The organism is Streptomyces sp. NPDC015346 (genome assembly GCF_043078785.1).
Lineage (GTDB): Bacteria > Actinomycetota > Actinomycetes > Streptomycetales > Streptomycetaceae > Streptomyces.
The window spans coordinates 1-25,782 of record NZ_JBIBTW010000013.1; the positions used below are offsets into that span (position 1 = coordinate 1).

Sequence of the window (25,782 nt, forward strand, 5' to 3'; positions counted from 1 at the left end):
AACTCACCCCGGAGCCGTTCCACCTCCCCAAGCCTCATACCGAAGAAGATGCCCACCACCAGGCGAGATCACCCGACGTAACGAAGCACTACTAGAGCGTTTCTTTCGGATCTTGCGAGGCTTGTCATACTTCCCGAGTGGAGATGCAAGCCGAGGAGGCAGCGCGGCGTTGGCTGGCTGATCAGGGTGTCAGCCAGGTGCGCGACGGGTGGGTGAGCGACGAGAAGCCGGACGCGTTGCTCACCGCCAGCCAGGTAGCGCACTCCCGGGCTGGTGATGTGTTCGCCGAAGACCTGGATGCAGCCGACCAGGTGCGGTTGGCTTTCGGGCTGTTGGACCTCCTCGACGAGTACTGGGTCACGTGCGAGATCCGGTTCGCGAACGAGGGTGCGGAGGGTCCCCTGCCGGCCGACGTCCTGTGGGACGGCTACCGTCAGCGGCTGGAGGCGGACCGGGACGCCGAGGCCGTCACCTACTCGCTGTGGGTGGACTGGTTCGAGGACCACGCCACTTCCGCGATGGCCTTCGCCGAGGTTCTCGGTAACGACATCGACCGGGTGGTGGCCGAGCGATCGGAAGCCCTGTTCCGCCGAGCCCGTCGGGTTCTGGAGTGTTCGGGACCGGTGCGTTGGACGGTGAAGGAGCTGACGTACCGCACCGCCATGCGGCTTCCTGCCCTGCACTCGGCCGTCTTCCGCGGCCTCCTGGCGAGCTTCCACGACGTCTACGGCGACCTGGAGCCGGCTGCCGCGCTGGCCCTCCTCGGCCGGTTGGATCTCCCCACGAACACCCAGCACCTTGCCGAACTGCGCCACGTACTTGCCGCCGGGCACAAGAACCACTACCGCAGCCCTGGTGCCTGGGACGATGCGCTTCGCTCCTGCTCCTGAGTCGTTGGCCTGGCAGACCAAAGAAAGATGCCGGCGACATAGAGTCCGGCCAGGTAGATGGTTGCGGTCTTCTCGTAGCGGGTGGCGATGCCCCGCCACTGCTTCAAGCGGTTGATGCAGCGTTCGACGGTGTTGCGCTGCTTGTATGCCTCCTGGTGGGGCTGCCGGACCGGGGCCCAACCACGGTGACGGTCCGGCAGCCCGGGGGCGCGGCGCCGTACGGCGCCGGCGGGCTCCTTGGGTGTGCGGTGCAGGCGCACGGTGGGGGCCATGCCCGCACCGCGCGGTCAGCGCCCGGGCCAGGGATACCGGCGGGCGAGGAGCGTCCACTCCTCGTGCGGTCGGCCGGGCACGGCCCGGCCGTCGCTGGCCCACCGTGCGACGAGTTCGGTGAAGATCGGCTCCAGCTCGGGGCGCGGAACCGTTTCGCTCCCGCCGCGCTGTACGCCGATGACGGGTGTGAGCCGCATCGTCGTTCTCACGCCGGGTTTAACGGAGGCTGAGCTGTCCGGGTTACCCACGGGGGCGGCAGACTTCATTGATGTGACTGAGCGCTCTGTTTGCCACTTGAGCGCGCGGGGAGGATGCCCTAGCGGCCGACGGAGGTCCAGTCGGTGGGGGCGGGCGGTACCGAGCGGCCTGCGGCGTGCTCGCGGAGGCGTCGGGTCAGTTCCAGCAGGTCGTACGCCGGGAAGCTCACCTGAAGTAGCTGGAGGCGAAACCGCGATGGCAGCTTCTCCTGGAACATTGCGGCGTCCATCGGCTTGACGTTCACGTCCCATGCGTCCGGGGCTGCCCAGTGCGTCATCCGGACGTAGAACGCGTCCCGCGGGCCGGCGTTCGCCACGGCCGAGAGGAAGGCCAGGCCGCTGTCGACCGGAAAGTCGATGAGGACCCAGCCGCGCCTGGACTCCACCCACTCCTTCATGTGCGGCAGCTTCTGTGGCCAGTCCGCGTTGCTCTCGCCGATGTCCTGGCAGCAGGTGAAGGTGTCGAACCCGCACTCCCAGATCGCCTGGATCACGGGTGCGAGCTGCTCGTCGATCTGTGCGTGCCGATCGCCCACCTGGACGAGAACGGTGGGATGGGTGCCTTCGTAAGACGTCATCGAGCGAGCATACGAGCGGGGTACGACACCCATCCGGGCAGGTGTCGACCGACCGAGGTGTGCACCGTGTTCTAAGGTCGCACCCGCCGTGCTCACCCTGGCCCACTAAGACGCTCGATGGCCAACGAGAGCGCTCAGTCACAATTGAGGGCGGCGCGAGCTTGGTCGGCGTCCAGGAGTAGGTTGAACTCTTCGAATGCCACGGTCATGACCGCGTCTGGGGTGGCCTCTTGGCCCTCGGGTGCTCGGCGGGCAGTGAGGTGGGCAGCGCCGCGGGCCACGATTTTCTCGCGCTCGGCGTCGTCGAGGGTGTCGTCGTTGAGCGCGGCCAGGACCTGCCGCTACAGCGTCACCGTTCGCTCCCGTACGTCGCGGCGGGCACCGTGGCGGCCGGCTCCGCGGCGCCCAGGCCGGTGTCGTCGTCCTCGCCCGGCGCGGGCCGGCGGCCAAAGGGTCGGCCCTGTCCAGGCAGCAAGGCCCCCAGCGCGTCGCGCCCTTGGCGCGGTGGGGTGCGTAGTTCATGAGCTGATGCTCCCCGCCATCTGGCCCGGGATGCTCCCGGCGCTCTGGAGCGCGGCGAAGTCGGCGTGCGCAGCCGCGGGTTCTATCTGCAGCGTCAGCTGGCGCAAAAGCTGCACAGCAAGCTCATGGAGCGCCCGGACGTGCAGCAGGCGGTGGACTACCTGGCCCGGGACTACGGCATCGACGCCACCGCCGGCTGGAGCTGGTCCGAAGCCCACTGGGCGGGCGGCGTGCCCCTGGTCAACGGGGAGGACTGGACGCCGGTCGCGGTCCTCGACCCGGCGCCCGGCCATGTGGGCGGTGACGCGCTGCAAGTCCCTCATTCGCAGAACATCGGGGGTATTTGTCTCGTCTGCTCCCGCGGATGCCGATATCGAGATCAAGAACTCTGTATCCGCGATGAACGGACTTACATGCTCTCGACTGCTCTGCGCGCTGTGGCCGGCACCGCGATCGCTGCCAGACTCGTCACCTGGGTCGCCATGCCGGCACCCGCTACCGGGCTTGTCGCCGAGGCCTCCAAGCCGTCGACCACGCCGACACCCACGGCCAGGCCTGGGGAGTGCCTGTACGGGGACAACAAGGAACAGGGGGCCAAGGAGGTGGGCAAGCCGCCGGCCAAGCCTCCTTACGCGAGCACTGTGAAGGCCGTGGTCAAGACGAACGTGGGCGACATCAAACTGGATCTGGACGGCAAGAAGGCGCCCTGCACCGTCAACTCTTTCACCTACCTGGCCGGGAAGGACTTCTTCGACCGGACCAACTGCCACCGCCTCACCACTGGGGCCCTGAAAGTCCTGCAATGCGGCGACCCGACCGCCAGCGGCTCGGGCGGGCCGGCCTACAAGTACGGGGAGGAGAACCTCCCCAAGGCCGCCTCCGGCAAGGAGACCGCCGAGTACGCCAAGGGCACCCTGGCCATGGCCAATGCGGGGCCGGGCACCAACGGCAGTCAGTTCTTCATGGTCTACGGCGACAGTGAGCTGCCCCCCAACTACACCGTCTTCGGCAAGGCCACCAGCGGCATGGACCTACTGGAGGAAGTCGCGGATGCCGGATCGGACGATGCCAACGGCGAAGGCGACGGAGCACCCAAGAAGAAGGTCACCATCCAGGACGTGACCATCGCCCAGCGGTAAACCAGCAGTCCGTATGCGCTGCGACCAGCGGCAATCACTCCACTGAGTGGAGTCCACCGGCAGGGAGTGGACGCCATCGACTGGACGATGCCGTGCATCCACCCAGTGCGCACCCGCCGCATTTCCCCTTGACCGCGGCCCGGGTCAAGGAGATACGCGCCGTCCGACCGGCCCGCTCCACCGCGCCGACCCCACCCGATGCGCTCGGCGTGATGTGACCGGTCGCACGAGTGAGCCCTCCCGGTTGGGGGAGGGCTCACTCGTGTGACGGGCAATCTGGGCGCCGACGAACAGGCTCAGGTGGTGGGCCGATGGTGGTCGGAATAGCCGTCTGGTGTTACCACCAGATCACGGTGTACCCGTCGCCGCCTTCACCGCCGGGTCCGCCTGGGGCGGGGACAAAGCCGGGGTTTCCGCCGTCGCCGCCGGTTGCGCCACCGGAGGGCGGCTCGACAATACCGTCAGGAGCCTCGCCGCCCTCAGGGCCGGACCCTGTTTCACCGGCCTCGCCGTTTCGGGTCACACCCCCGGTGGAACAGAAGCCGTTGCCGCCCGCACCGCCTGCTCCATCAGCGCCTCCTGTGCCGCCTCCCTGGCCGCCGGAACCACCGGTCGCGGAGAGCAGCTCGGTAGCGTCCGGGGCGGTCAGCGTCGTCGTACCGCCAGAACCACCGGCGCCGCCGGGAGCCTCGTCGGGGCCGCCAGAACCACCGGCGCCGCCTTCGCCGATATCAATGACGTAGTTCTGCTGAGGGGTGACCGGGATGGCGCACCAGGTGAAGCCACCTGCGCCCCCACCGCCGCCCCAGCCGCCCTGCGTATTGGAGATCCCGCCGCCTCCGCCGCCACCACCGCCGCCGGCCCCCCAGGCCTGGACGAATACCGTGGTGACACCCGCGGGGGGTGTGAACGTCCCGTCGTTGACGAACTCCTCCAGATCGTGGGGGGCAGCGCCTGGCCCAGGAGGCCCAGCGGGGCCGGTAGGTCCAGGAGGTCCAGGAGGTCCAGGGGGACCGGCGGGGCCTGCGGGGCCCCCAGGGCCATTGGGGGGTCGTCCGCCCTGGTCTTCACACCAGGGCTCCCAGTGTTCCCGGCACTTGTCGGGGCCGGCTTCTGCCTGGCGCATCGCTGCCGCCTGCTGGCCGGTGGTCGCCAGCGCGGGGCTGTTGGATCCCAGCAGCGCCAGGGCCAGCGCTGCCATAGCGCTTCCCGCAACCAGTTTTCCCCGCCCGGGGAGTGGGCCGAGCGTTGACCGCGGCCCATGCTCAAGGCTCATGACGTCCCTCCTTGAGGAACTTGAACGGGTGTCGTCCCGAAAGGAATTCGATTCCTGGGAAAGCATCGACCCGCAGACCCATCGCCTTGAGCACCCTGCGAAGAGATCGACCTCTTGGCGGACAGAAGTCCGCTTGCACAGCCTCTACTAACTGATCGTTTCAGAATGCGGTCCGTAGGCGGCGGAGGCATATGAGGCTGCAGGCCAGTTCGAGCGGGCCCTGGTGGAGTTCGGCGCGTCGTTCGTATCGGGTGCGGAGCCGCTTGAACCGGTGCAGCCAGGCGAAGGCGCGCTCGACCACCCAGCGCACCTTGCCCAGTCCGGAGCCGTGGGCGACGCCGCGTCGGGCGTTCACGGGTTTGATGCCGCGCTTCCACAGCAGGCGGCGGCATGCGTGAACGCCTGGCGGTGGCAGTCGAAGAAGGTGGCCAGGTCCTGGCTGGTGGTGAAGCAGCAGAACGGATCGCGCGAGTAGGACAACGTCATATGGAACGAGTAGACCTTCGGGATGCCGACATGGGCGAGGATCTTTCCCTCGTCACCCCAGTCGACCTCGGCCTGGGCCCCGGGCACCACCTCAAACCTGCGGTGAAGGCCCGCCAGTTCACCCGGACTGATGCCCAGTTCCTCCGCGACGCGGGGTCTGGCTTCCTGCAAGTACATCTTGATCCACTGGTAGCTGCCGGTGAACCCGTACTGGGCCACCAGGCGCTCGTGAACACGGCCCCCTTGAGCAAGGTCTCGGCCCGCAACATCGCGTCGATCAGCGGCGCGACCTCAGCCACCACCGCCGGTATGGCTGACTATTGGGAGCCCGCCGCGGTGGCGCGACCGGAGTCTCACCCGACAAGTACTTGCCGACCGTGCGCCGGTTCAGCCCCGTCTCCTTCGCGATCTCCCGCAGGCTCATCGCACCGGACTCATACAGACCGCGAAACCGCCTCAACTCCAACCAGCGATGCGGATCCAAGACCACCCTCGCCGCCCTCCGCCAACCCTGAACAGGACGACAGAAGACTCGCGCGACACCGACCTCACCGCATCAAGAACGGTGCACGTTCATCCGTACACGGTGGTGCTCGTTCACTTGTAGGCTGACAGAGGTCGTCCCACCGAGCACGGTCCGCCCGCCGCTGCCCTTCGACACGCTCCTGCTCGATCTCCTCCGTGCACGGGACGCAGTGCCAGTCGGCCATCGCCTGCTCGGGCTCGCTCATCACCGCCCACACCGTGAGCGGGAACAGCTGCACCAGAACCGCCGGCAGGAGCGTTCCACCAGCGACAGCGCCACCCGCCGTCCGCGCTCGATCCGTTCGTCGCATGTCAGGCACATCCCATCGCCGAAGCTCCTGGCCGGTGCCGGGGCCTCTGGAAGACGGTGCCGCAGTCCTGACACGTACGCCGTCGCAGATCCGTCCGTCGCTGCACTTCCCGGTCGTCACACCGGCCGTATATCCCCCACACCGGGCGTCGGAAGGCGTCGCCGCACGCCGTGCAGGTCCGCCGCGCCTGCATCTGCCGTCGCTGCAGGGCCGACAGCGGCCGCATCTTCGACGATGCCTCCGGGCCCCACAGGGCGACCCGGTCCCCGCACCAGCGGGTGTAGATGTACGCGACCGGACGCTGTCCCGGGCGGGCTTGCGCCGCATGCGGCGCAGCTGGGTCTGCGTCTGCAAGAAGGCTGGCGCCCGGCCGGTGTCGAACACCGAAACCAGCGGGTTCGCGGATTCTGACGGTTCACCTGCCAGGAACCTGCTGGTGGGGTGTGGGTTCTGGGGCGGGGAGTCACGTGGGTTGGTGCGCGATGTGTCAGGCAAGATGAGGGCTCCAATCGGTTGGGGAGGCCGCGGGATGGGTTATGCATTGCAGGCAGTGATCGCGGCAGACGAGTTGCTGCGCGCGGCGTGGCGGGAGGTGCCTGGAGCCCAAGTGGTGCCTCTTGGCCAGGGCCTGTCGCTGATGCCAATGACCGATGAGGTCTTCGACGCCGTCACGGACGGCAGCGACGGAGGAGACCTGGGGTTCTGGCGGTTGCCAGGAGGCTTCGACACGCTGCTGGCTGAGTGGTCCGCTGCGGGGCCGATCGCCTATGTGGAGGCCGAATACTTCGGGGGAGTCGGCGAGCAACGAGCCGCCGTCTGGGCCGACGGCTCGCTCGCGCTGGGGCCGCTGGATGAGCCGACGAAGAAGCGGTTCTCGCGAGCAGTCAGCCCTATCTCCCAGGCCCTGCGGCGGCTCGGCGCACGAAGGAGCCTGGGCGAGGACGAGTTCGAGGCCGTGGGACTGGACCGCCACCGCACCAACGAGGACTGGATCTCCAGCGCCTGCTAGGCCTGGGTGTCTCTGTGCGGGCACTGCGACCAGCGGTTCGTCACCGGCGTCCAGCAAGCCCGGTCGGACGAGCTACCGCACGAGGAGCAGGGCCAGGCCGTGCCCGAGCAGAAGGCCGGCGGAACCTGGCTCTCGCGCTTCCGCAGGTGACGCGACCGGACCCGGCTGTCAGTGGCGGCTGTCAGGCTGAACGGATGGACCGTGATGAGACGGGCAGCTGCTGCGCGGACGGGTCTACGGCGCCGACCACGACCACCCGGGCCCGCGGCCGGACCGGGATTACGCCGAATTGGTCGGCGGCCCGCTCATGGGCTGCTGCTCGACATCACCGGCTGGACAGCGGACGAGATCCAGACCGGCGTCGCGCCGATGACCGAGGTGGGGCAGTTCGGCGCCGGCGGCCGGGCGATGTACGACCCGCGCACCTGCGAGCGGAACCGCTGGGACTGGTCCGGCGACACCCCTGGCCCGCACACAGCGAGAGGCCGTGCCCGAGGTGCCCGAGCAGAAGGCCGGCGGCTGGCTCTCGCGCCTTAGTACCTAGGAGTTGTCCGGTCGATTATGTACGGAGCCAGATGGCGAGGGCTGCTGCGGTCACGGTGCGGCCGCTACAGCTTCACCGCCTCCACCCCAGCCGTCGGTGCCCTGTGCCCGCTGCGTGATCCGGATGCGGCCGGCATGGGGCTCGATGAGGACGACGAGGAGTAGACGCCTTTGGGGCGCCTCCTGCCGGATGCCGGAATGACGGATCGTTGTCCGCGGGCGGCACCGGCCCGGAGCGGCATCTCGGCGGTGTCGTTCCGCGGGTCAGACGGCCAAGGGCGGGCGCGTCGTGCGTGCGGCCATCGTCAGGCTTCGGTCTGCGCCTTGAACCTTTCCATCTCCATTTCGTACCTGGACGCGTCCGTCGCCGCCTGCTCCACGTACGGCCTCCTACCCCTCTCGTCCAGCTCCTTCCGCCTGGCGGCCAGGAGCTTGCCGACCTCACCGAACGACAGAGAGGGGCTTTCGGTCTTGATGCGCTCGCGCCAGTCATGGCTGAAGAACATGTAGGCGCTCAAGGCCCTTCTCGGGGCCCCGGCACGTCGCGGCTTCTTGCCGGACTTCATCGGTGTCGAAGTCATGGAAGTGCTCCGCTCTGCGGTCGGGTGGGCGATCAGTCGGTCTCGGCGCAGGCCAGGACGCTGTCCAGGACGTCGTCGACCGTCTCCCAGTCCTTGACCTCCTCGTACAGGCCGTCGATGTCCAGTTCCATCTCCAGCGCCGAGGCGATGTTGGACAGCGCCGTGTCGTCGGCACCCAGGTCCACGACCAGCCTGCTCTCCATGCCGAGCACGGGAGGGTCCGCCGGTTTGGTCGGTACGGACCCTTCGTTGCGCAGACAGCAGGCCGAGCACGCTGCTAGGTCCTGTCGTCGAATGCCAGGCTCACTGTGCTGTAGATGGTGCGGCCCCTGCGCCTCAGCGTCCTCGGGTGGCAGGGGGTGCTCCTTCCCTCCGGGCGGACCGGCTCTCTATGATGATCGCCGCCGAGGAACGCGGGAGGTCCTGTGGACCGTCGACGGCGACACGCTCGGGGGGAACGGACATGACCGCGCAGGTGGACGACGTGCCGTCGGGCAGACGGACCAGGCGCAGCCTGGCCACGAGGGCGGCTGCCCTCGTCGCCCTGTGTTCACTGACCGCCGGGTGTTTCCTTTTCGGGGACGAGGCTGAGGAGATGGGCGTCGTCTGGGACACCATCGCGGATCCCAAGGCCGAAGAGCAGGGCAACGGAGCCTGGTTGTCGGGCGACACGCTGGTCCGTAGCCGCTTTGACGCGGTCAGCGGGTACAACGCGCGCGACGGCAAGCGGACGTGGGAATACGTGCCGCCCGGCCGCTCGGCGATCTGCCACGCCGCCGCCGACACCAAGAGCTCGGTTCTGGTGCTCACCCGCGACGGGGACGGTGCCACCGCTTCGGCCAAGGGCAAGAGCTGCGCCACCGACGTCGCCCTCGACATGAAGAACGGCCGGGAGCTCTGGCGGGCCCCCCACTCCGTCGCCGAATCCCGCCTCCACTACCTCCAGAGCTCCGAGGTGTCCGTGGGCGGCGGCATCGCCGTAGACGTCAAGGGGGCCGACCTGCGGGCAGTGGACGTGCGCACCGGGAAGCCCCGCTGGAAGGCGGCCCTGCCCAAGGGCTGCGTACCGGGCACGCCCGCGGTGGCCGAGCGGCAGGTCGCCGCCCTTCTCGCCTGCGGCGGTACCGCCGAACCCCGCTACGGCGAGAAGATCCCCACGGACGCCGAACTGCAGGTCGCCGCCTTTGCGCCGGGCAGCGGCGCGCTCCTGTGGTCCACCCCGCTGGGGGGTCGGCTCACCGTCCCCTGGGACGCCCGTGCGGAGTTCGTCTCGGCCGACCCGGTGGTCGTGGCGGCCTCGCGATCCGGGGACTCGGACTCAGGGGCCTACTTCTCCTTCAGCGGCAACGGCCGCCCGAACCCGCCGATCGATTTCAGCGGTCCCTACGGCGAGATCCAGTCGGGCGATCGGCTCACAGCGGCGGTGGACGACAGCAGGCTCTACACCCTGACCTTCCACCGGGTGCGGAACAGCCGAGTCGACGCCCACCGCTTGACTGCCTTCGACCTGGCCACCGGAGAACTTCTCTGGGGAGGCACCGTCGACGACGACCGCCTCGGCCGCCGCACCGCCTACCGCATCCTCCCCCAGGACGGGAAACTCACCGTCCTCACCGTTCCCACCACCGACCATCGGCTCTATGTCCTGGATGCCGCCACGGGCGATCAGCGCGACGCCCACAGCTTCCCCGAGGGCAATGACTCCGTGGACACGGTCTTCGCGTACGAGGACTGGCTCATCGGCGCCCGCCACGGGTCCGACATGGCACCGTCCAAGCCCTTCACCGCCTACAAGCGCCCCTGACCGCCGAGCTCGGAGCCATTACCCCTCGCATGCTTCTGAGGACAACCCTTGATGGTTCTGTCGTCGAATGTCACGCCCACATGAGGAGTGCAGCGAGGGTGACCGCTGCTTCGTAGGAATCGGCGGTCTTGTCGTACCTCGTGGCGATGCCTCGCCACTGCTTGAGACGGTTGAAGCACCGTTCCACGACGTTGCGCTGTTTGTAGGCCTCGCGGCGACGAGTGGCCGGGCGAGGCGGAGCTGGGTGTGGGCGGCGATCACAAGCCAGGTCCAGCGATCGGACGCTGCCGAGTCGCGAAGGCGCGGGCGGGTCCAGCCGACTGCCAGCAGCGGTCCACCTCGGCCGGGGTAGCGCCGGTACGTGACCACCAGAGCCAGACCGGCCGGTTCACCCCGCCGCTGGGCAGCTTCTCGACGGCCAGGCGGATCACGGTGCCCTCGATGATGGGCAGCGGTCCGTCGTGGTCGAGCCAGGCTGCACGGCGGGTCAGCCTGGGGTGGAGCCGGTCCCACGCCTGGGCGGTGGTGGTGCCGTAGCAACGGGTGGCGGTGATGGTCACCGCCTGCTCGGTGCCCCAGGTGGCGATGTCGCCGAAGACGAACTCGCCGCCGTGCTTGGGCGGCCGGCCTCCGGCCGGGTTGGCAGCGGCGAACTCCGCGCGGGTCGGTGCCGAGCGGCGCATCACCCGGTCCGAGCGAAGCCGGCCGAGGACCTGCACCGGCAGGTCGGCCAGCAGGTGGACGATGCGCGGGGCGTCGTAGCCGGCGTCCATCACCACCAGTACCTCCGGATCGCTCGCCTTCCACTGCCCGGCGGCGATCAACCGGCCTATCCTGTCGTGGAGTTGGGTGGTGATGACGGCGGCCAGGCCGGCACCGGGCTCCAGCCGTACCGAGTCCAAGACGGCGGTCCACTAGGTGCGGCCGGTCTCCAGCGTGCCGACGAACGAGTACGGCCAGCCGGGGATCACCTGGTGCTTGGCGTCGCCGCGGCCGTGGGTGTGGCAGAACGACCGGTCCGGGCAGGTCCCAGCGTCCGGCCGCAGCCACGGCGAGACATCCACCGCCAGCATCAAGCGTCCGTCAGCGGCGCGCGGCAGCGGCAGGACGGCCAGCGCGGTCGGCAGCCGACTGGTGTCCAGGCGACCCCGGTTCAGCGCGCGTACAGGGCTCCGTGCCCGCGCCGGTGCTCTGGAGCGACCGCCAGGTCCAACAGGGTCCTCACGGGACCGTCGGTGCACAGCACTGCGTCAGTGAGCTCGAACAGCGCGTCGCGCCTGCCGGTAAGACGGTCGTAGAAGACTCCTCGGAAGAGCGACAGTTCCGCGAGCGGATCGCATTGCACGCCCTGTTCCATCACGCTCACCAGCACGGCCTCTGCGTCAAGTCCTGTACCTCTTTGACCGGCCATTGTTCGGCCCCTGGTTCGCTGTCGTTCCATAGGTGAAAGACCGCCATCGGCTGCTGCGGATCCTCTGTGAGGTAGCCGAGCGTCTTCCCATACAGCGGATTGTTCCCTCCGAACAGCACAGAGGGAGGCCCGAACTCCGCTGTCACGTCAGCCCAGGTACGGTCAACCGCAGCCCACTGCCGGACTTTGCCTGTGAGGGCCTCGTACTCCTCCCCAGTGAGAACCCGATCGGGCTTGAGCCAGCCGCGTCGCTGTGCGAACTCCGCGTACACCGAGGCGACCTCACAGCAGTCGACCGCGGGGAGCACCGCACGGAAGGCGCCGGTGGGGCCTATGGAGGTCCACAGCCCCCGCTCTCCCCAACCCTGCTGCAGCTCGGCCCACGCTTCGGGCTGGCGCTCCACGAACAGCAGGTGGTCAATCAGGATCCGAAAAGCCACCTCACCCCCGAACATCCCTGGCCGACGAAGGGCGAGGTTGAGCTGATCAATGAGATGAGTGTGGATCTCTTCAGCAGCGGCAAGTGGAGTAGGAAGCGTCACTCGCACAGTCTTCCGCATGATGATCACCACGGACCACGTATTCCAATGACGATCACGAGTGGTCAAACGCCAAGCTGAAACCCCGAGCACTGCCATGGCGGCCCCCGGGGTCTCACCTTCGGTTGATTCAATGCTCGCCGGCGCTGTCACGCACAGCGGCCTCCTCCGCGAGGTCGAAGGGGTTGGGGTAGGCGGCCATTTCCTCCAACCGCGTGGCGGCCTTCCGGTAATCCCCAAGGGTGCGGTGGCGGCCGCTCAGGGGCTGCCAGGTGTAGCTGCCCCAGTAATCGTGCCAGTTGCCGTAGAAGGCGGCGTACTGCTCCATCGCGCACTCCTCCCACGCCCTGCGCGTCCAGCCGGCCCGTGCGGCCGGTCGCCGTAGCGGGAGTGCTTGGTCATGTCGACCGGGCCGTGGGCGAGGTGGTGCAGGTGGAGCTCCCACAGCAGCCGTCCGGTGTCGTACTCCCGGTTGTAGATCACGATCCGGCGCCTGGCGAGGGCCTCGGTGAGGCGGGGAAGGACCTCGGATGGCATCGGTGATGCCGCGCTCCTGGGCCGACTGTGCGACAGCCTGCATCTGAAGCAGCAGATCAGCGGTGGCATTGGGCAGGATCCCGCGGGTTTCGGCCGCCCGCTGCCACCGGCGCCGGGCATGCCAGACCGCCTGCCGGTGCGCGGGCGGGCAGTACCGGCGGTCAAAAACAGGCCATGAGCTCCAGCAGGGCACGCATCAGCCATACCTCACCCATATTCGAACGATACGTCCGCCGTTCGGTGACGGCATCCGTCTCTCTGCGGCACGTGCAACACGGGTCGGTGGGCACCTCTGCGCGATCTGCGTGCCCGGGCGACGCACGACCAAGCGCACCGGGACGGCACCACTCGTGCGTCAGGCGTCGAGCGCGGTGAAGCCTCCGACGATCGCGCCGTAGCCGATGTGGGCGCAGACAGTGACCAAGGGTGTGCTCGGTCCGTAGTTGAGCATCAGGAACCCGGGCGGTTCCAGCAGCGCTGTCTGTGGGGCGCTGGTCAGCGGACTGCCCATGCGCGGGTGGACAAGCGGCAGCAGGATGTTGACCAGTGCGGTGCCGGCGAACAGGCCGTGGCCGAGCCCGAACACCGCACCCAGCCACCAGCCGGCCTGGTCGATGGCCACGAAAACGGCGAAGTAGACGAACGCGAAGATCTGGCCGTTGAGGAAGTGCATCAGGTAGCCGATGGCCTTGGCGCGGGTGCGGTTGACGGTCACCGCCGTGCCGAGCAGGAACGGCAGATCCATGCGGGTCAAGCGCAGCTCGCTGGCCGCGCGCAGCGCGGTCGTCAGTGCGAGGGTGCCGACGAAGGCGCCTGTGGCGGTTCCCCACGCGTTCACCGTGGTGCGTCCTTGCTCGCGGCGGTGATGGCGCAGGCGGCGCTGATCAGTGCCAGGTGGCTCAGTCCCTGGGGCAGGTTCCCCAGGAAGTCGCCGGTGGCGGGGTCGATTTCCTCGCTGTAGAGGCCGACGTCGTTGGCGAGGTCGATCAGCTCGTCCATGAGCTCGATGGCCTGCGGGAGGTGGCCGGTGCGGGCGAGGGCTTCGGCGAGCCAGAAGGAGCAGGCGAGGAAGGCACCTTCGCCGCCTGCGAGCCCGTCTTCCCCTGAATACCGCTCGACGTAGGGCCCGTGCCCCAACTGGCGGGCCAGGGTGGTGATCGTGGTCCGCATGCGGTGATCATTGCCGCTGTATCCGTAGAGGTGGCCCAGCAGAACGGCAGCGTCCAAGTCGTCGCCGTCGGCGGCGCGAACGTAACTGTTGCGGCGCTGTGAGAAGCAGCGGGTCTCGATGAACGTGGCGATGGCGTCGCGTTCGCTGTGCCAGCGGGGCAGGTGCCGGTTGGGTATCAGGCCGCGTTCGGCGAGGTCGGCGGCGCGGTCGAGCGCCACCCAGCACATCATCTTCGACTGGGTGAAGTGCCGCGGCGTGCTGCGGACCTCCCAGATGCCCGCATCCGGTTGCTGCCAGGCCGTGCAGACGAGGTCGGCGAGCTCCGCCAGGCGGCGTGCGACGTCCGCATCCAACCCTCCCATGGCCTGGGCGTAGAGCCAGGCGGTTTGCATCAGCTCACCGTAGGTATCCAGCTGGACCTGGCCCACGGCGGCATTGCCGACGCGGACAGGCCCCGAGCCGCGGTAGCCCTCCCAGGGCAGGGTCTTCTCCGGGGTGCGGTGGCCACCGTCCAGCCGGTACAGCACGTTCAGCCGGGGGTGGGTGAGCTGGGAGGCGTGCATCAGCCACCAGAAGTAGGCGTGGGCCTCCGCCGGGCAGCCCAGCCGCAGGAACGCGGCCAGGGTGAAGGCGGAGTCGCGCACCCAGGAGAAGCGGTAGTCCCAGTTGCGCTCGCCGCCGATCTCCTCCGGCAGCGAGCTCGTCACTGCCGCTGCGACCGCACCGGAAGGAGCGTAGACCAGCAGCTTCAGCACCAGCAGGCTGCGCATCACCGCCTGCTGCCACCGCCCGGTGTACAGGCGGTCGTGCGCCCAGCTCTGCCAGGCCGTACGCGTTGCCTCCAGGCGCGCCTCGCACTCGGAGCGGGCGGGCAGGACGAGAGGCTCCTGATGGGCGAAGGGCATCGCAAGCAGTGCACGACGGCCCGCAGCAAGCTCGAAGCGGCCGCTGACGGCATCCCCGTCGCACACGGGCTCGCCTGCCTCCCAGGCACAGACCGCGAGTGCATCGCGTCCGGCTGTCGCCACCGGGACACCGGCGCGCCGGGCGAGCCGGGTGCTGCGGGTGCCGTAGCCGAAGCGGGGCTGCACGCTCCAGGCCAAGGGCACGGAGCCGGACAAGCCGTCCACGCGTCGCAGCAGCTCCCGCATCGGCGTGAGCGTCGCGTCGTCGTGGAGGGTGAGTGCGTCGGTGACCCGCACCGTGCCACCGGCGGTGACGAAGGTCGTCTCCAGGACGTTGGTGCTGGGCGAGTAGCGGCGCTCGGCCCGGTAGGGCACAGATGGTGCGAGCGTGAACCGTCCGCCGCGGGCGCCGTCCAGTACGGCGCCGAACACCGCGGGCGAGTCCAGGTCGGGCAGGCCCAGCCAGTCCACCGCTCCGTCCCGGGCGACCAGAGCGGCAGTGCGGCCGTCACCGATCACCGCGTACTCCCGCAGCGGAGCGTAACCGGCCAGGCGCACACCCCTGGCCGACGGGTCTGGGTGGGTTGCTGTTTCCGCCCAACCGCCGATGCTTCCCATGACTCAACCTTCTCCCGCGGGCTGCTTACGCGCATGGTCCGTACAGCCCAATGGCTCGGGGCTGGGGGGACACGGCACACAGACGGGTGGGAGCTCTCTGCGGAGCGGCTGAACCTGCGGTCGTAGCCGCAGTACCTGGGTCCTCGTACAAGCTGAGAGATCGAACGGAGCTGCGTCTTGGCCCTGGCCTGGCGAACCGATGGCCAACCAGGGGGGGCAGTACGTTACTTGGGGAACTCGTCCAGTGACATATCCGGGTCGCTGAGCCTGCCGGGGTCGACTTGGACCCTCGTGCGGACCAGGTGTTGAATCGACTCGTTGACGTCCCAGACGTTGACGTTCATGCCGGCCAGTACACGGCCCTCGGCAAGCCAGAACGCGATGAACTCGCGGGTGTCTGTTCGGCCCCGGAAGACGACCTGGTCGTAACCGCCGGGCTCGACGTAGCCGGTGTACTCCATGCCCAGGTCGTACTGGTCGGTGAAGAAGTACGGCAGGCGGTCGTAGGTGACGTCCTGGCCCAGCATCGCCTGGGCCGCGACGTGCGGCTGGTTGAGGGCGTTGGCCCAGTGCTCGACGCGGATGTGGCTTCCGAGCAGCGGGTGGAAGGCGTTTGCGACGTCTCCGGCGGCGTGGATGTCCGGGTGGGAGGTGCGAAGGTGGGCGTCGACGCGGATGCCGTTGTGGACGTCGAGGCCGGCGGCGGTGGCGAGCTGGGTGTTGGGGGTGATGCCGACCCCGACGATGACGGCGTCGGCGTCGATGCGGCTGCCGTCTGCCAGCAGCACTCCGTTCGCGTGCCCGCCGATTCCGGTGATCTCGGCGACCTTCACACCGCAGCGAAGATCGACCCCGTGATCGGTGTGCAGGTCGGCGAAGATCTGGGACACCTCGCGGCCCAGCACTCGCAGCAAGGGCAGTTCCGCCGTCTCCAGGACCGTCACCTCCACGCCGGCCGTACGGGCGGCGGCTGCGGTCTCCAGACCGATCCAGCCGGCGCCGATCACCGCGATGCGGGAGGCGGCCTGAAAGGCTTCCTTGATGCGGTCGCTGTCGGAGAGGCGGCGCAGGTAGTGGACCCCGTCGAGGTCGGCTCCGGGTACGGGCAGGCGGCGCGGTGAGGAGCCGGTGGTCAGCAGCAGCATCGCGTAGCCGACCCGACTGCCGTCAGCGAGCGTCACCTGTTGTCCGGCCGGGTCGATCGCGGTGACGGCAGTGCCCAGGTGCAGGTCGACGTCGTGTTCGGCGTACCACTGGGGAGGGTGGACGTAGACCGTCTCACGCTCGTCCTTGCCCAGCAGGTAGCCCTTGGACAGCGGCGGCCGTTCGTAGGGGCGCTCGCTCTCTTCTCCGAGCAGCGCGACAGGGCCGCCGAAGCCCTCTTCCCGGAGGCTCTGTGCTGCGTTGGCACCGGCCAGGCCAGCTCCAACGATCACGAATGCTGAGTTCGCGGTCATGTCCTCTCCTACTGCGTTGGCTCTGCAGGCAGACCGATGGCGGTCCCCTCGGCGAGCCGGCCCCCGTCGGCACCGCATGTGGCTGGCCCCTGCCGGAGTCGGCGCTGCGCTGCGGGTAAGTGAGGTGCTTCCCGGCGTGTCTGCCGATCTGTGGCCGCACGGGGCTGGGGGCCTCAGGTCGGCGGCACGACTGCATCAGGCTGCGGCGCGCTCGGCGTGCAGTTCGGTGTCCAGTTGCTCGAACAGCTCGTTGCCGGAGGCCGTGAACTTGGCTATGCCCTCATCCTCCAGGACACGCACCACCTCGTCATAGGACACGCCGAGCGCCTCCAGGTCATCCAGTACCTGCCGGGCCTGCGCATATGTGCCATGGATGGTGTCCCCCTGAATGCGGCCGTGGTCCGCGACCGCGCGCAGAGTCTGCTCCGACATGGTGTTGACCACGCCTGGCGCCACCAAGCCGTCGACGTAGCGGGTGTCGTCGTAGGCGGGGTCCTTCACCCCCGTGGAAGCCCACAGCGGGCGTTGCGGACGCATCCCGGCCGCCTCCAGGGCTCTCCATCGGTCTGATGCGCGGGCCTGCTCGAAGCGCTGGTAGGCCAGACGTGCGTTGGCGACCGCGGTCTGCCCTCGCAACTCCCGCGCTTCGCGCGTGCTGATCTTGTCCAGCCGGCTGTCGATCTCGGTATCCACCCGGCTGACGAAAAAGGAGGCCACCGACGCGATGGACGCCAGGTCACGTCCCGCCGCGTGTGCTCGGCCTATGCCGTCCAGGAAGGCGCGAAGCACCTGGTCGTAGCGGTTCAGGGAAAAGATCAGCGTCACGTTGATACTGATGCCCTCGGCGAGCGCGGTGCCGATCGCCTCCAGGCCCTCCTGCGTCGCGGGGATCTTCACGAACAGGTTCGGCCGGTCCACCAGCCACCACAGGGCCCGTGCCTCGGCGACCGTTGCCGCCGTGTCGTGGGCGACGCGCGGGTCCACCTCGAGCGACACCCGCCCATCGGCCCCGTCACTCGCCTCGTACACCGGGCGCAGTACGTCGCAGGCCCAGCGCACGTCGAACGCGGTCAGCAGCCTGACGGCTTCCTCGACCCGCACCCCGCGCCGTGCCAGATCGCCGATCTGCTCGTCGTAGCTGGCACCTGAGCGGATCGCCTTGGCAAAGATCGTCGGGTTGCTGGTGATGCCCACCACCCGCTGTTCTCCCACCAGGTCGGCCAGCCGGCCGCCGGCGAGCCGCTCCCGGCTCAGATCATCCAGCCAGACCGCTACACCTTCGGCGGCCAGGCGATCCAGATTCTCACTCATGGCCTTCTCCTTTCGGGCGATGCCCTCTACGTGCTGCCCGCGTCAGTGCTGCCCGGGTCATCTGGGCCATGCGGGTGGGTCGATAGAGGGGCCCACCCGCCTCTCCGCCTTCTGAGGCTGCTGCCTGCCGTCAGTGCGAGGGCCGCTTGCCGTGGTAGCGCTGGGCGAGCCGGGCCAGGGCCACGGCGCCGAGCAGGAGGCCGAAGTCGCGCAGCGCGATGTCGTAGTGCCCGGGAATGGTCAGCAGGCTGATGATGATGCCGGCGAGCCATCCGGCGACCAGCCAGCCCCCGAAGCGCGGGACCACGGCGACGACGATGCCGGCCACGATCTCGATGACTCCGACGGCGTACATGGCCGCCTGGGCGCTGCCCGGAACGATGTCGTTGATCCACGGCGCGAGGTAGACGGGCCAGTCCACGAGCAGGTTCGTGAACTTGTCCAGCCCGAACAGGAACGGCGCCACGGTGAAGCCGGTGCGCAGGATGACGAACGCCTGGTAGCCGGGGTCGGTGAGCGCGGCCCGCCGCGGGGTGACGGACGTGGCGGTGGTGGTGGGGGACGACATGACGCCTTCCTTCTATCGATAACTCTTACTAGCAATAGAAGTACGCGAACCTTCTTTAGTCAATGGTTTTGTGTTTTACACTGATGTTCGTGGACGACTCGAAAGAAGCACCCAGCACCGATGTCTCCGCGGTGGCCGCGCTCGACGAGCCGACCCGCAGGAGCCTCTACGACTACGTCGTGCGCCAACCGGGACCGGTCAGCCGCGACGAGGCCGCCGAAGCCCTCGGCCTTGCCCGGCCGACCGCGGTCTTCCACCTGGACCGCTTGGCCGAGGAATCACTCCTCGACGTCGTCTACGAGCGGCGCAGCGGACGCACCGGCCCGGGAGCCGGCCGGCCGGCCAAGCTGTACAAGCGCTCCGCCAGGCAGGTCACCGTCAGCCTTCCGGAGCGGCACTACGAACTCGCCGGACGGCTCCTCGCCCAGGCCCTGGAGGAATCCGAGGCCACCGGCGAACCGGTGCGGACCGTCCTGCACCGAAAGGCCGAGGAGCTGGGCAGACAGCTCGCCGGACGGAAGCAGGCGGGCGTCTTCGACCTGCTGGAAGGCAACGGGTTCGAACCCCGCTACGACGGTGACGCCATTGTCCTGGGCAACTGCCCCTTCCACGCGCTCGCCCGCGACCACACACAGACCGTGTGCGGCATGAACCTCCACCTGCTCCGCGGCGTGCTGGAAGGACTCGACGAAGAAAGGCTCCAGGCGTGCCTGGAGCCCAGCCCCGGCCGCTGCTGCGTCCGCCTGCAGCCTTCGTCACCGCCTACGAGAGCGCGGCGCCCCTGAGAACGGCCGCCCCTGCCTCCTGCAGGACCTTGCCTACCTACGAGGAGTACGTCATGGACTTCGCCACACCGGCCCCGGACACGGCAGTGGATGAGGCCAGCCGCTCCCCCAGCTTCGCCGCCATCCCCGCGCCCCAGACGACGCCGTCCGTCACCCCGTTGCGCGTCGTTCGCGACACCGGCGGCGTCGATCTGGCCGAAGCCGAACGCGCCGCCACCCAGTTCCTTGATGCGCTCGGCATCGACACCGGCACCGAAAGCCTTCACAACACCCCCGGCCGCATGGCACGCGCCTACGCCGAACTATTCAGCCCGCGCCCCTTCGACCTGACGACTTTCCCCAACGACGAGGGCTACGACGAGCTGGTGCTGGCGCGCAGCATCCCTGTGCGATCGGTGTGCGAGCACCACATGCTGCCCGTCGTCGGCACCGCACACGTCGGCTACCTGCCCGGCCACCGCATCCTCGGCCTGTCCAAACTCGCCCGTGTCGTCGAACACTTCGCCTGCCGCCCCCAGGTTCAAGAACGCCTGACCAAGCAGGTCGCCGACTGGCTGCAGACTCAGCTGGAACCCAAAGGCGTCGGCGTCGTGATCGAAGCCGAACACACCTGCATGACCCTGCGCGGCGTCCAGGCCACCGGCTCCAGCACCCTCACCTCCACCCTCCTCGGCACACTCCGCCACGACGCCCGCTCCCGCGCCGAATTCCTCTCGCTGACCGGCCTGACCGCCTGACAGGTCGCCATGCTCGCGCTCAACGGCTTCCCTCTGGCGATCGACCTGCGCGCGCCGTCCACCGCAACGTCCAGACGGATCTGTTCCGGCCGGGGGTGACGGTGCAGGCGAAGAACGAGCAGCAGCCGGGTCTCGCAGCCCAGATCGCGCCTCCTGTCCCCACGCCCGCAGCCCAGTGAGTACCCGCAAGGCAGAGCCGCAGTTGGCTGGTTCAGCGGTGACGCGGTACGAAATCTTCGACTTCCTGCGCGGGATATCGAGCCCTTGGTGGGGGAGATTGGGCGAGGTCGCGTTCCTGGAGGGCCTCTACGACCTGGACCGACCTACGTCCGAGAACAGCTGGCTTCCGACTGTTCCGCGCTGACATCCAGCAGCACCGGAATAACAACGAAGACCTCGACGACGACTGGATCGTCGAGGACCCTCGGTTGGAGCTCTCCGCAGGACCGGACGAGGTGCTGCTCGCCTTCCTGGCGCGAACCGTCCATCCCGAGGTCGCGGCTGGTGTCGAGGAGGCGACGAAGCGGGTCGAGGAGCTGCACCGCCTGCTCGCACCGGACGGATGGGGTCTGCGTCCACACAAGTTCCTCTCCGGTCGCCCTATCTACACGCCGGTCCGGCTTCCGCCCACGGGCCCGCTGGTCCCGCTGCCGCTGAACGACGACGACACGAGCAAGCTCGATCCGGTCCTCGGGCAGACCTACAGCCTCCTGGACTGCGCGGGCGAGGAGACCGCACGTGACCTGTTGCGCATGGCTGTCCTGACCCTGCGCCGCGACGGTGGCTTCTTCCACCCCATGCCTGGTGACGATTGGACAGAGGAAACCTACGCGGCGGTCCTGACCGTGGAGCGCGAGCTCCAGCCCCACCTGCACCCCGGAGATGAAGGAGGTGATCTGGCGGACACTGGAGTCGCGGGTGAACACGGCGAGGACCGGGAGCACATCGCTGAACCGGCGCGGCCGCCGCTGACCGCGGCCCGCGTCGGGGAGATGACGGTTGGGCTGCGCGAGGCGATGGACGATGTGCGGCGCTCGGTGGCAGTGCTCGCCGCCCGGGTCCGCGACGCGCACGCCGCCCGCGTCTGGGCAGCCGCTCGGCCATGCCTCGTGGGAGTCGTACTGCGTCGCGGAGTTCTGCATCTCCCGCGCGCAGGCGTACCCGGCCGCTGGACGTCGCCCGCGCCCCAGGTGCGTCCACGCCGGTACGCGGCCGGCACCGCGGTGTCTCGCACGCGAGACACCCGCCCGGCCGTCGCGGCCGCGCTCGACTATGGCCTGTCCCGGCGCGCCCTGATCGCAGTTTCCGGCCGTACGGGCGGCGTTGGGGAGCTGATCACCCGCCGCCTCGCCACCCTCGCCCAGCGCCCTGAAGGCACTGGATGAGCCGACGGGACCGGTGTGGCGCCGGGTTCACGCGACTCCGGCGGGAAGCGGTCTCGTGGGCCGCTCGAGCGGGGTGAGGAAGTCCAGGTCGTCCAGGGGCTGGTCAGTGAAGAAGCGCAGGAGGAGTTCGCCGACCTCTCGGCGTCGTTCGAGTGCCGGCAGATGGTCGGTGTCGCGGATGAGGGTGAAGACGCTGCCGTCGATGGTGGCAGCGGCTTCACGACCGAGGTCGGGGCGCGTGAGGGTGTCGTGCTCGCCGGTTGAACAGAGGGCCGGGACGCCGCTCACGCCGCCGTCGGGCAGCCCCGGCCAGTCGATCACACGACGGATGGACGCCAGGTGACGGTCGAAGTCGGGCCCCGTGATGGCCGCCATGTCACGGGCCAGGACGCGGGTGACGGCGGCGCGGTTGCGCACCGTACGGTCGGCCGGGGCCATGAGCGCCTCCACGCTGCGGCGGGCATAACCGTCGGCGTCCCCCGAGGCGAGCGCGTCCGCCATGGCCCGCAGCCCCTCCAGCCCCTCCGGCGGGTAGACGGAGGCGGCTCCCATGAGGGCGAGGCGGGCCAGGCGGCCGGGGTCGCGCTGGGCGAGGTGGTAGGCGACCGGCACTCCGTAGGAGACGGCGAAGAGGTTGACCCGGTCGAGGCCCAAGCGGTCGAGGAGGTCGGTCAGGGCGTCGGCGAGAAAACCGAACCCGTACGTCGCCGGCAGCTGGTCGGCGTTCCCGGAACCGGGCAGCTCCACACTGATGACGGGAGCGGTTTGCGCCCAGGGCCCTTCCAGCCGCCGGTAGGAGTACATGTTCTGGAAGGCGCCGCCGATCACGACGATCGGCTCCGTGCTGGGGGCGGGGCACTGCACGAGACGGCACTGGTAGCCGAAGCCGGAGAAGAAGAAACGGTGCACCTGATCGACAGCCACGAGGACGAACTCCAGACACGGGGACGCGTACCGTGGATCAACGACGTGCCCCTGACATGGTTCTTGCCGCCGGCCCCCGCCCCACACCAACGTGTGGAGCCCTCACCCCCGGTCCGGAAACGACACGCGTGATGACCAGGGCGCGACGGAATCCGGCCGCACCGCTCGCGGGGACCGGGTCGTTGTCCTCGTGCATGGCCCGCCGATCCGCAGGCTGTGCACGACGCACACCGACCCACCGGAGCAGACATGTCACAAGACGAGCGGAACACGGGGACCGGCCGCGGCTTCATCGGTTACGCCGAGGACCTCCTGCAGGTTCTGGCACGGCACCCCGACCGGCCTGCCGTCCTCACCGATGACCGCGGCCCCGTCTCCGCGGGCGAACTGTCCGCCCTCACCTGCCGTCTGGCCCGCGCCCTGCGAGCACGCGGGATCGGACCGGGCCAGACAGTGTCCCTGCTCACCGGCAACACACCGCTCGCCCTGGCCGCCCGCTACGCGGTACCCCTGGCCGGCGCGCGCCTCGTCTACCTCTACGACATCATGCCGCCCAAGGCCCTCGCCCACATCGTCGCCGACGTCGACACGCGCCTGCTGCTCGTCGATTCGAGCCGGCACACCGACCTGGGCCCCCTTCTGTCCCTGGTCGGCGTCCCCGCGGTGGCGTCACTCGGCCCGGCCCCCGGCTGCGACGATCTCGTCGCCACGGCCGCCCTCCACGCTCCCGGCCCCCTGGGCGGACACACCGACCCCCACGCCGACTGGTGCATCCGTCACACCAGCGGCACCACCGGAGTCCCCAAGGCCCTCCAGGTCGCCCACGGCCAGTACAAGCGCTGCCTGGACAGCCTGCACGTCGACGCGGGCGATCCGCCGCGCTTCCTCGCCAACACCCCGCTGTCCCACGTCGCCGGCCTGTGCGCCGACCTGACGCTCCTCCAGGGCGGCAGCGTCGTCCTGCAGCCCGACTTCGACGCCGGCGCGACCCTGGCCGCGGTCGAACGCGACAGCGTCACCCACCTGTGGCTGCTCCCTCCGCTGCTGCACCAGCTTCTCGACCACCCGTCCCTGGCCACCACCGACGTCTCCAGCGTCAAGCGCATCACCTACGGCGGCAGCCCCGCGTCAGCCGCCCGGCTCGGCCGCGCCGCAGAGGTCTTCGGCCCCGTGCTGCACAGCTGGTACGGACAGAGCGAAACGCTCGGCCTCACCGAGGTCCGGCCCGAGGAACACTCCCGCGTCGGCCGCCACGGTCAGATCACCGTGGGCCGCCCCATGCCCGAAGTCGAACTCGTCATCCGTGACACGAACGGCCTGCCTCTTCCTGCCGGCGGCCAGGGCGAGATCTACGCCCGCTCCCCCGGAATGATGCGCGGCTACTGGAAGCAGCCGGAACTCACCGCACAGATCATGCGAGACGGCTGGATCCGGACCGGGGACGTCGGATACCTCGACGACGACGGCTACCTCTTCCTCGTCGGCCGCTGCAACGACCTCATCAAGATCCCGAGCGGTGGCGTCTACCCGAGCGAGGTCGAAGCCGTGCTGCTGACCCACCCGGCCATCGCACAGTGCGCCGTCTTCGGCGTCTGCGACAAAGACGCGGCGGAACACATCCACGCCGCCGTCGTGCCGGCCGCGGACCACCGGATCACCCCCGAGGAACTGCGCGCCCACGTCACCACCCACCTCACCCGCCGATACGCACCCAGCACCGTCCACTTCGTCGCGGACATCCCCCGGACCGCCATCGGCAAACCGGACAAGAACCAGCTCCGAAGCCTGCTCACCTGACGTCGGCCCACCCGTCACAATCGAGCCGGCCCGCTGTTCCACCTGCGCGTCATCTCGCGCTTCTGCGGCACGACCAGGCGCCTGGAAGCAGGCGGCCGTGGCGCCGAACGAACTGCGGCTCCAGCTGGACCCACTCTGCGGTCGTCACATCCTCGCGCCCCATGCTGGGAACCACGAGTCGGCACTGTGACAGTCACATGATCGCCGGACGCATGCCCATGTCCTGGGGAGCGCGCGGCGGCTTCACCGCCACCTTCGAGCACGGTGTGCTGGACGCCACCTCCACCATGGGCTTCGACGGCAAGCCGTCCGGCACCGTCATCGCCTACACCCCCGACGGCCCGCGCGAACTCCAGCTGTCGCCCTCGGACCAATACACGGCCATGATCGAACACGTTATGGACGTGCTGCACGGCAGGGCGGAGAACCAGATCGCTCCGGACAGCGTGCTGGACGCACTCCAGCTCACCCTCGACATCGAGCACAAGGTCAACGCCACCCCGAGATGACCCCTCCACCAAGCTGGAAGGTGCCTTGACCGCCTCATCCCAGTGAAGTGCAGAGAAGGCTTGTTGACTGCACTAACGGTGCTCATGCCCCGGCGAGCCGTGATCCGGGGCAGGGCGGGCGGTCAGACCCTGACCGCCCGTTCTCGATGGCGAGGCCACACCCGCTCGCGCCAGGCGTTCGGGGCCCGGGAAGCGGATCGCCGCGTCGGAAACCCCGAGGAGCGATGGAGGGACGAACTACGCCTGACTATGGGACAGTTCATGATGAGGCGTCACCGGCTGCTGGGGGAAGGGCGGAATATGACGGACGAGGGGGACGGCTGGCTGACGGAGCGCCAGGTGAGCACCTTGTGGCCGGGCGTGGGTACTCGCTCGGTGTATGTGAATGCGCTGGCCCATGGGGTGCGGGTCCGTTCGGAGAGCTGGATGACCACTACGGGCTATGCCGGCAAGAGGTTGTATCACGCCGACGACGTACGCCGAGTAGCCCCGCAGATAGCAGCACAGCCACCCCTCAAGGGGCCGTCCCCGGTGCCGTGCTGTCTGCTGCTGATCGTTCTGGCAGCGGGACCGATCGTGTGGCTGGTGATGGCTATACGAAGCGGGCAGTAGAGGTCAAGTTTGTGGCTGCGCGGGCGGCTCCGAGCCTCAACGTGATGAGGTCTTCGGCCGGCGCTTCGATCACGGCCTCGATCTCCCTGTCGGTCAAGCCCAGATCTTCCAACGCTTCAGGATCGAGGGAGACGCGGAGGACGTTGCCGTCAGGACAGCTTCCCGCACACAGTCATATGAAGTCCCTTTCCCGGCTGTGACCAGGCAGTGCGTGTCCCTTCCCGGGCCGACCTCTTGGGGATCAGGATCTTCCTTTCCCGCCATGAACATCGAGATGAAGCCGCTTCCGTTCTCGCCCTGGGACAAGGGCGGCTTCGGTGAA

The 25,782-nt window shown here is 68.9% G+C and carries 22 protein-coding genes and 5 pseudogenes; 11 read left to right on the forward strand and 16 right to left on the reverse strand.

Going from position 1 to position 25,782, the window contains the following annotated elements:
* The first annotated feature begins 143 nt into the window (after positions 1–143).
* Positions 144–890, forward strand: coding sequence for a hypothetical protein (locus tag ACF06X_RS32700; RefSeq protein WP_392291026.1), 747 nt, complete (start codon positions 144–146; stop codon positions 888–890).
* 287 nt (positions 891–1,177) lie between these two features.
* Here the strand turns inward: ACF06X_RS32700 and ACF06X_RS32705 are convergent, their stop codons facing one another.
* Together ACF06X_RS32705 and ACF06X_RS32710 are read right to left on the reverse strand one after the other, a co-directional pair.
* Positions 1,178–1,360, reverse strand: a complete 183-nt coding sequence (locus ACF06X_RS32705; RefSeq protein WP_392290948.1) for a hypothetical protein — start codon at positions 1,358–1,360, stop codon at positions 1,178–1,180.
* Positions 1,361–1,479: 119 nt separating this feature from the next.
* Positions 1,480–1,998, reverse strand: coding sequence for a hypothetical protein (locus ACF06X_RS32710; RefSeq protein WP_392290949.1), 519 nt, complete (start codon positions 1,996–1,998; stop codon positions 1,480–1,482).
* A gap of 587 nt (positions 1,999–2,585) precedes the next feature.
* Between ACF06X_RS32710 and ACF06X_RS32715 the strand changes: the two genes are divergently transcribed.
* On the forward strand, positions 2,586–3,659 hold the full coding sequence (locus ACF06X_RS32715; protein ID WP_392290950.1) for a peptidylprolyl isomerase: 1,074 nt from the start codon (positions 2,586–2,588) through the stop codon (positions 3,657–3,659).
* Positions 3,660–5,095: 1,436 nt separating this feature from the next.
* On the opposite strand, the pseudogene ACF06X_RS32720 reads toward ACF06X_RS32715, so the two are convergent.
* Positions 5,096–5,323 (reverse strand): annotated as a pseudogene (locus tag ACF06X_RS32720) (transposase); the annotation flags it as partial.
* A gap of 2 nt (positions 5,324–5,325) precedes the next feature.
* Positions 5,326–5,911, reverse strand: a pseudogene (locus tag ACF06X_RS32725) (IS21 family transposase); the annotation flags it as partial.
* Between the two features lie 875 nt (positions 5,912–6,786).
* On the opposite strand from ACF06X_RS32725, the gene ACF06X_RS32730 reads away from it, so the two are divergent.
* The 3 genes and pseudogenes from ACF06X_RS32730 to ACF06X_RS32740 all read left to right on the forward strand — a co-directional run.
* Positions 6,787–7,266: a hypothetical protein gene (locus ACF06X_RS32730; protein WP_392290951.1), complete on the forward strand. Its 480-nt coding sequence runs from the start codon at positions 6,787–6,789 to the stop codon at positions 7,264–7,266.
* A gap of 6 nt (positions 7,267–7,272) precedes the next feature.
* Positions 7,273–7,416, forward strand: coding sequence for a hypothetical protein (locus tag ACF06X_RS32735; protein WP_392290952.1), 144 nt, complete (start codon positions 7,273–7,275; stop codon positions 7,414–7,416).
* Positions 7,417–7,460: 44 nt separating this feature from the next.
* Positions 7,461–7,731, forward strand: a pseudogene (locus ACF06X_RS32740) (hypothetical protein); the annotation flags it as partial.
* Positions 7,732–8,114: 383 nt separating this feature from the next.
* Here the strand turns inward: ACF06X_RS32740 and ACF06X_RS32745 are convergent.
* Positions 8,115–8,390 (reverse strand): hypothetical protein, encoded by a 276-nt coding sequence (locus tag ACF06X_RS32745; RefSeq protein ID WP_392290953.1) that lies wholly within the window; start codon positions 8,388–8,390, stop codon positions 8,115–8,117.
* 32 nt (positions 8,391–8,422) lie between these two features.
* On the reverse strand, positions 8,423–8,593 hold the full coding sequence (locus tag ACF06X_RS32750) for a hypothetical protein (RefSeq protein ID WP_392290954.1): 171 nt from the start codon (positions 8,591–8,593) through the stop codon (positions 8,423–8,425).
* Between the two features lie 260 nt (positions 8,594–8,853).
* Here ACF06X_RS32750 and ACF06X_RS32755 point away from each other — a divergent pair, with 260 nt between their 5' ends.
* Positions 8,854–10,194, forward strand: a complete 1,341-nt coding sequence (locus tag ACF06X_RS32755; RefSeq protein WP_392290955.1) for a PQQ-binding-like beta-propeller repeat protein — start codon at positions 8,854–8,856, stop codon at positions 10,192–10,194.
* Between the two features lie 70 nt (positions 10,195–10,264).
* Here the strand turns inward: ACF06X_RS32755 and ACF06X_RS32760 are convergent.
* From ACF06X_RS32760 to ACF06X_RS32800, 9 genes and pseudogenes are all read right to left on the reverse strand, one after another.
* A pseudogene (locus tag ACF06X_RS32760) lies at positions 10,265–10,408 on the reverse strand (transposase); the annotation flags it as partial.
* Positions 10,408–11,551: pseudogene (locus ACF06X_RS32765) on the reverse strand (transposase); the annotation flags it as partial. The pseudogenes ACF06X_RS32765 and ACF06X_RS32760, both read right to left, overlap by 1 nt.
* 5 nt (positions 11,552–11,556) lie before the next feature.
* A complete protein-coding gene (locus ACF06X_RS32770) occupies positions 11,557–12,165 on the reverse strand; it encodes a hypothetical protein (protein ID WP_392290956.1) in 609 nt (202 codons plus the stop codon).
* Positions 12,166–12,274: 109 nt separating this feature from the next.
* Positions 12,275–12,472 (reverse strand): hypothetical protein, encoded by a 198-nt coding sequence (locus ACF06X_RS32775; RefSeq protein WP_392290957.1) that lies wholly within the window; start codon positions 12,470–12,472, stop codon positions 12,275–12,277.
* Positions 12,473–13,036: 564 nt separating this feature from the next.
* Entirely contained in the window at positions 13,037–13,519 is a 483-nt protein-coding gene (locus ACF06X_RS32780) for a hypothetical protein (RefSeq protein ID WP_392290958.1), read from the reverse strand.
* A complete protein-coding gene (locus ACF06X_RS32785) occupies positions 13,516–15,375 on the reverse strand; it encodes a glycoside hydrolase family 15 protein (protein ID WP_392290959.1) in 1,860 nt (619 codons plus the stop codon). Before ACF06X_RS32785 ends, ACF06X_RS32780 begins: the two co-directional genes overlap by 4 nt.
* A gap of 224 nt (positions 15,376–15,599) precedes the next feature.
* The gene (locus ACF06X_RS32790) at positions 15,600–16,832 is read right to left on the reverse strand and encodes an NAD(P)/FAD-dependent oxidoreductase (RefSeq protein ID WP_392290960.1); all 1,233 of its coding nucleotides are present in this window, start codon (positions 16,830–16,832) and stop codon (positions 15,600–15,602) included.
* A 195-nt stretch (positions 16,833–17,027) separates the two neighbouring features.
* On the reverse strand, positions 17,028–18,143 hold the full coding sequence (tal, locus tag ACF06X_RS32795) for a transaldolase (protein ID WP_392290961.1): 1,116 nt from the start codon (positions 18,141–18,143) through the stop codon (positions 17,028–17,030).
* A gap of 130 nt (positions 18,144–18,273) precedes the next feature.
* Positions 18,274–18,711: a hypothetical protein gene (locus tag ACF06X_RS32800; RefSeq protein WP_392290962.1), complete on the reverse strand. Its 438-nt coding sequence runs from the start codon at positions 18,709–18,711 to the stop codon at positions 18,274–18,276.
* Positions 18,712–18,794: 83 nt separating this feature from the next.
* On the opposite strand from ACF06X_RS32800, the gene ACF06X_RS32805 reads away from it, so the two are divergent.
* The 3 genes from ACF06X_RS32805 (at position 18,795) to ACF06X_RS32815 (ending at position 21,618) form a co-directional block, all read left to right on the forward strand.
* Complete coding sequence (locus ACF06X_RS32805; protein WP_392290963.1) at positions 18,795–19,496, forward strand: helix-turn-helix transcriptional regulator; 702 nt, start codon at positions 18,795–18,797, stop codon at positions 19,494–19,496.
* A gap of 53 nt (positions 19,497–19,549) precedes the next feature.
* Complete coding sequence (folE, locus tag ACF06X_RS32810) at positions 19,550–20,233, forward strand: GTP cyclohydrolase I FolE (protein WP_392290964.1); 684 nt, start codon at positions 19,550–19,552, stop codon at positions 20,231–20,233.
* A 365-nt stretch (positions 20,234–20,598) separates the two neighbouring features.
* Positions 20,599–21,618, forward strand: coding sequence for a hypothetical protein (locus tag ACF06X_RS32815; RefSeq protein ID WP_392291027.1), 1,020 nt, complete (start codon positions 20,599–20,601; stop codon positions 21,616–21,618).
* A gap of 27 nt (positions 21,619–21,645) precedes the next feature.
* Here the strand turns inward: ACF06X_RS32815 and ACF06X_RS32820 are convergent, their stop codons facing one another.
* Complete coding sequence (locus ACF06X_RS32820; protein ID WP_392290965.1) at positions 21,646–22,542, reverse strand: alpha/beta fold hydrolase; 897 nt, start codon at positions 22,540–22,542, stop codon at positions 21,646–21,648.
* 249 nt (positions 22,543–22,791) lie between these two features.
* Between ACF06X_RS32820 and ACF06X_RS32825 the strand changes: the two genes are divergently transcribed.
* Entirely contained in the window at positions 22,792–24,339 is a 1,548-nt protein-coding gene (locus tag ACF06X_RS32825) for a class I adenylate-forming enzyme family protein (RefSeq protein ID WP_392290966.1), read from the forward strand.
* Between the two features lie 212 nt (positions 24,340–24,551).
* Entirely contained in the window at positions 24,552–24,848 is a 297-nt protein-coding gene (locus ACF06X_RS32830) for a hypothetical protein (RefSeq protein ID WP_392290967.1), read from the forward strand.
* Positions 24,849–25,782: the final 934 nt, after the last annotated feature.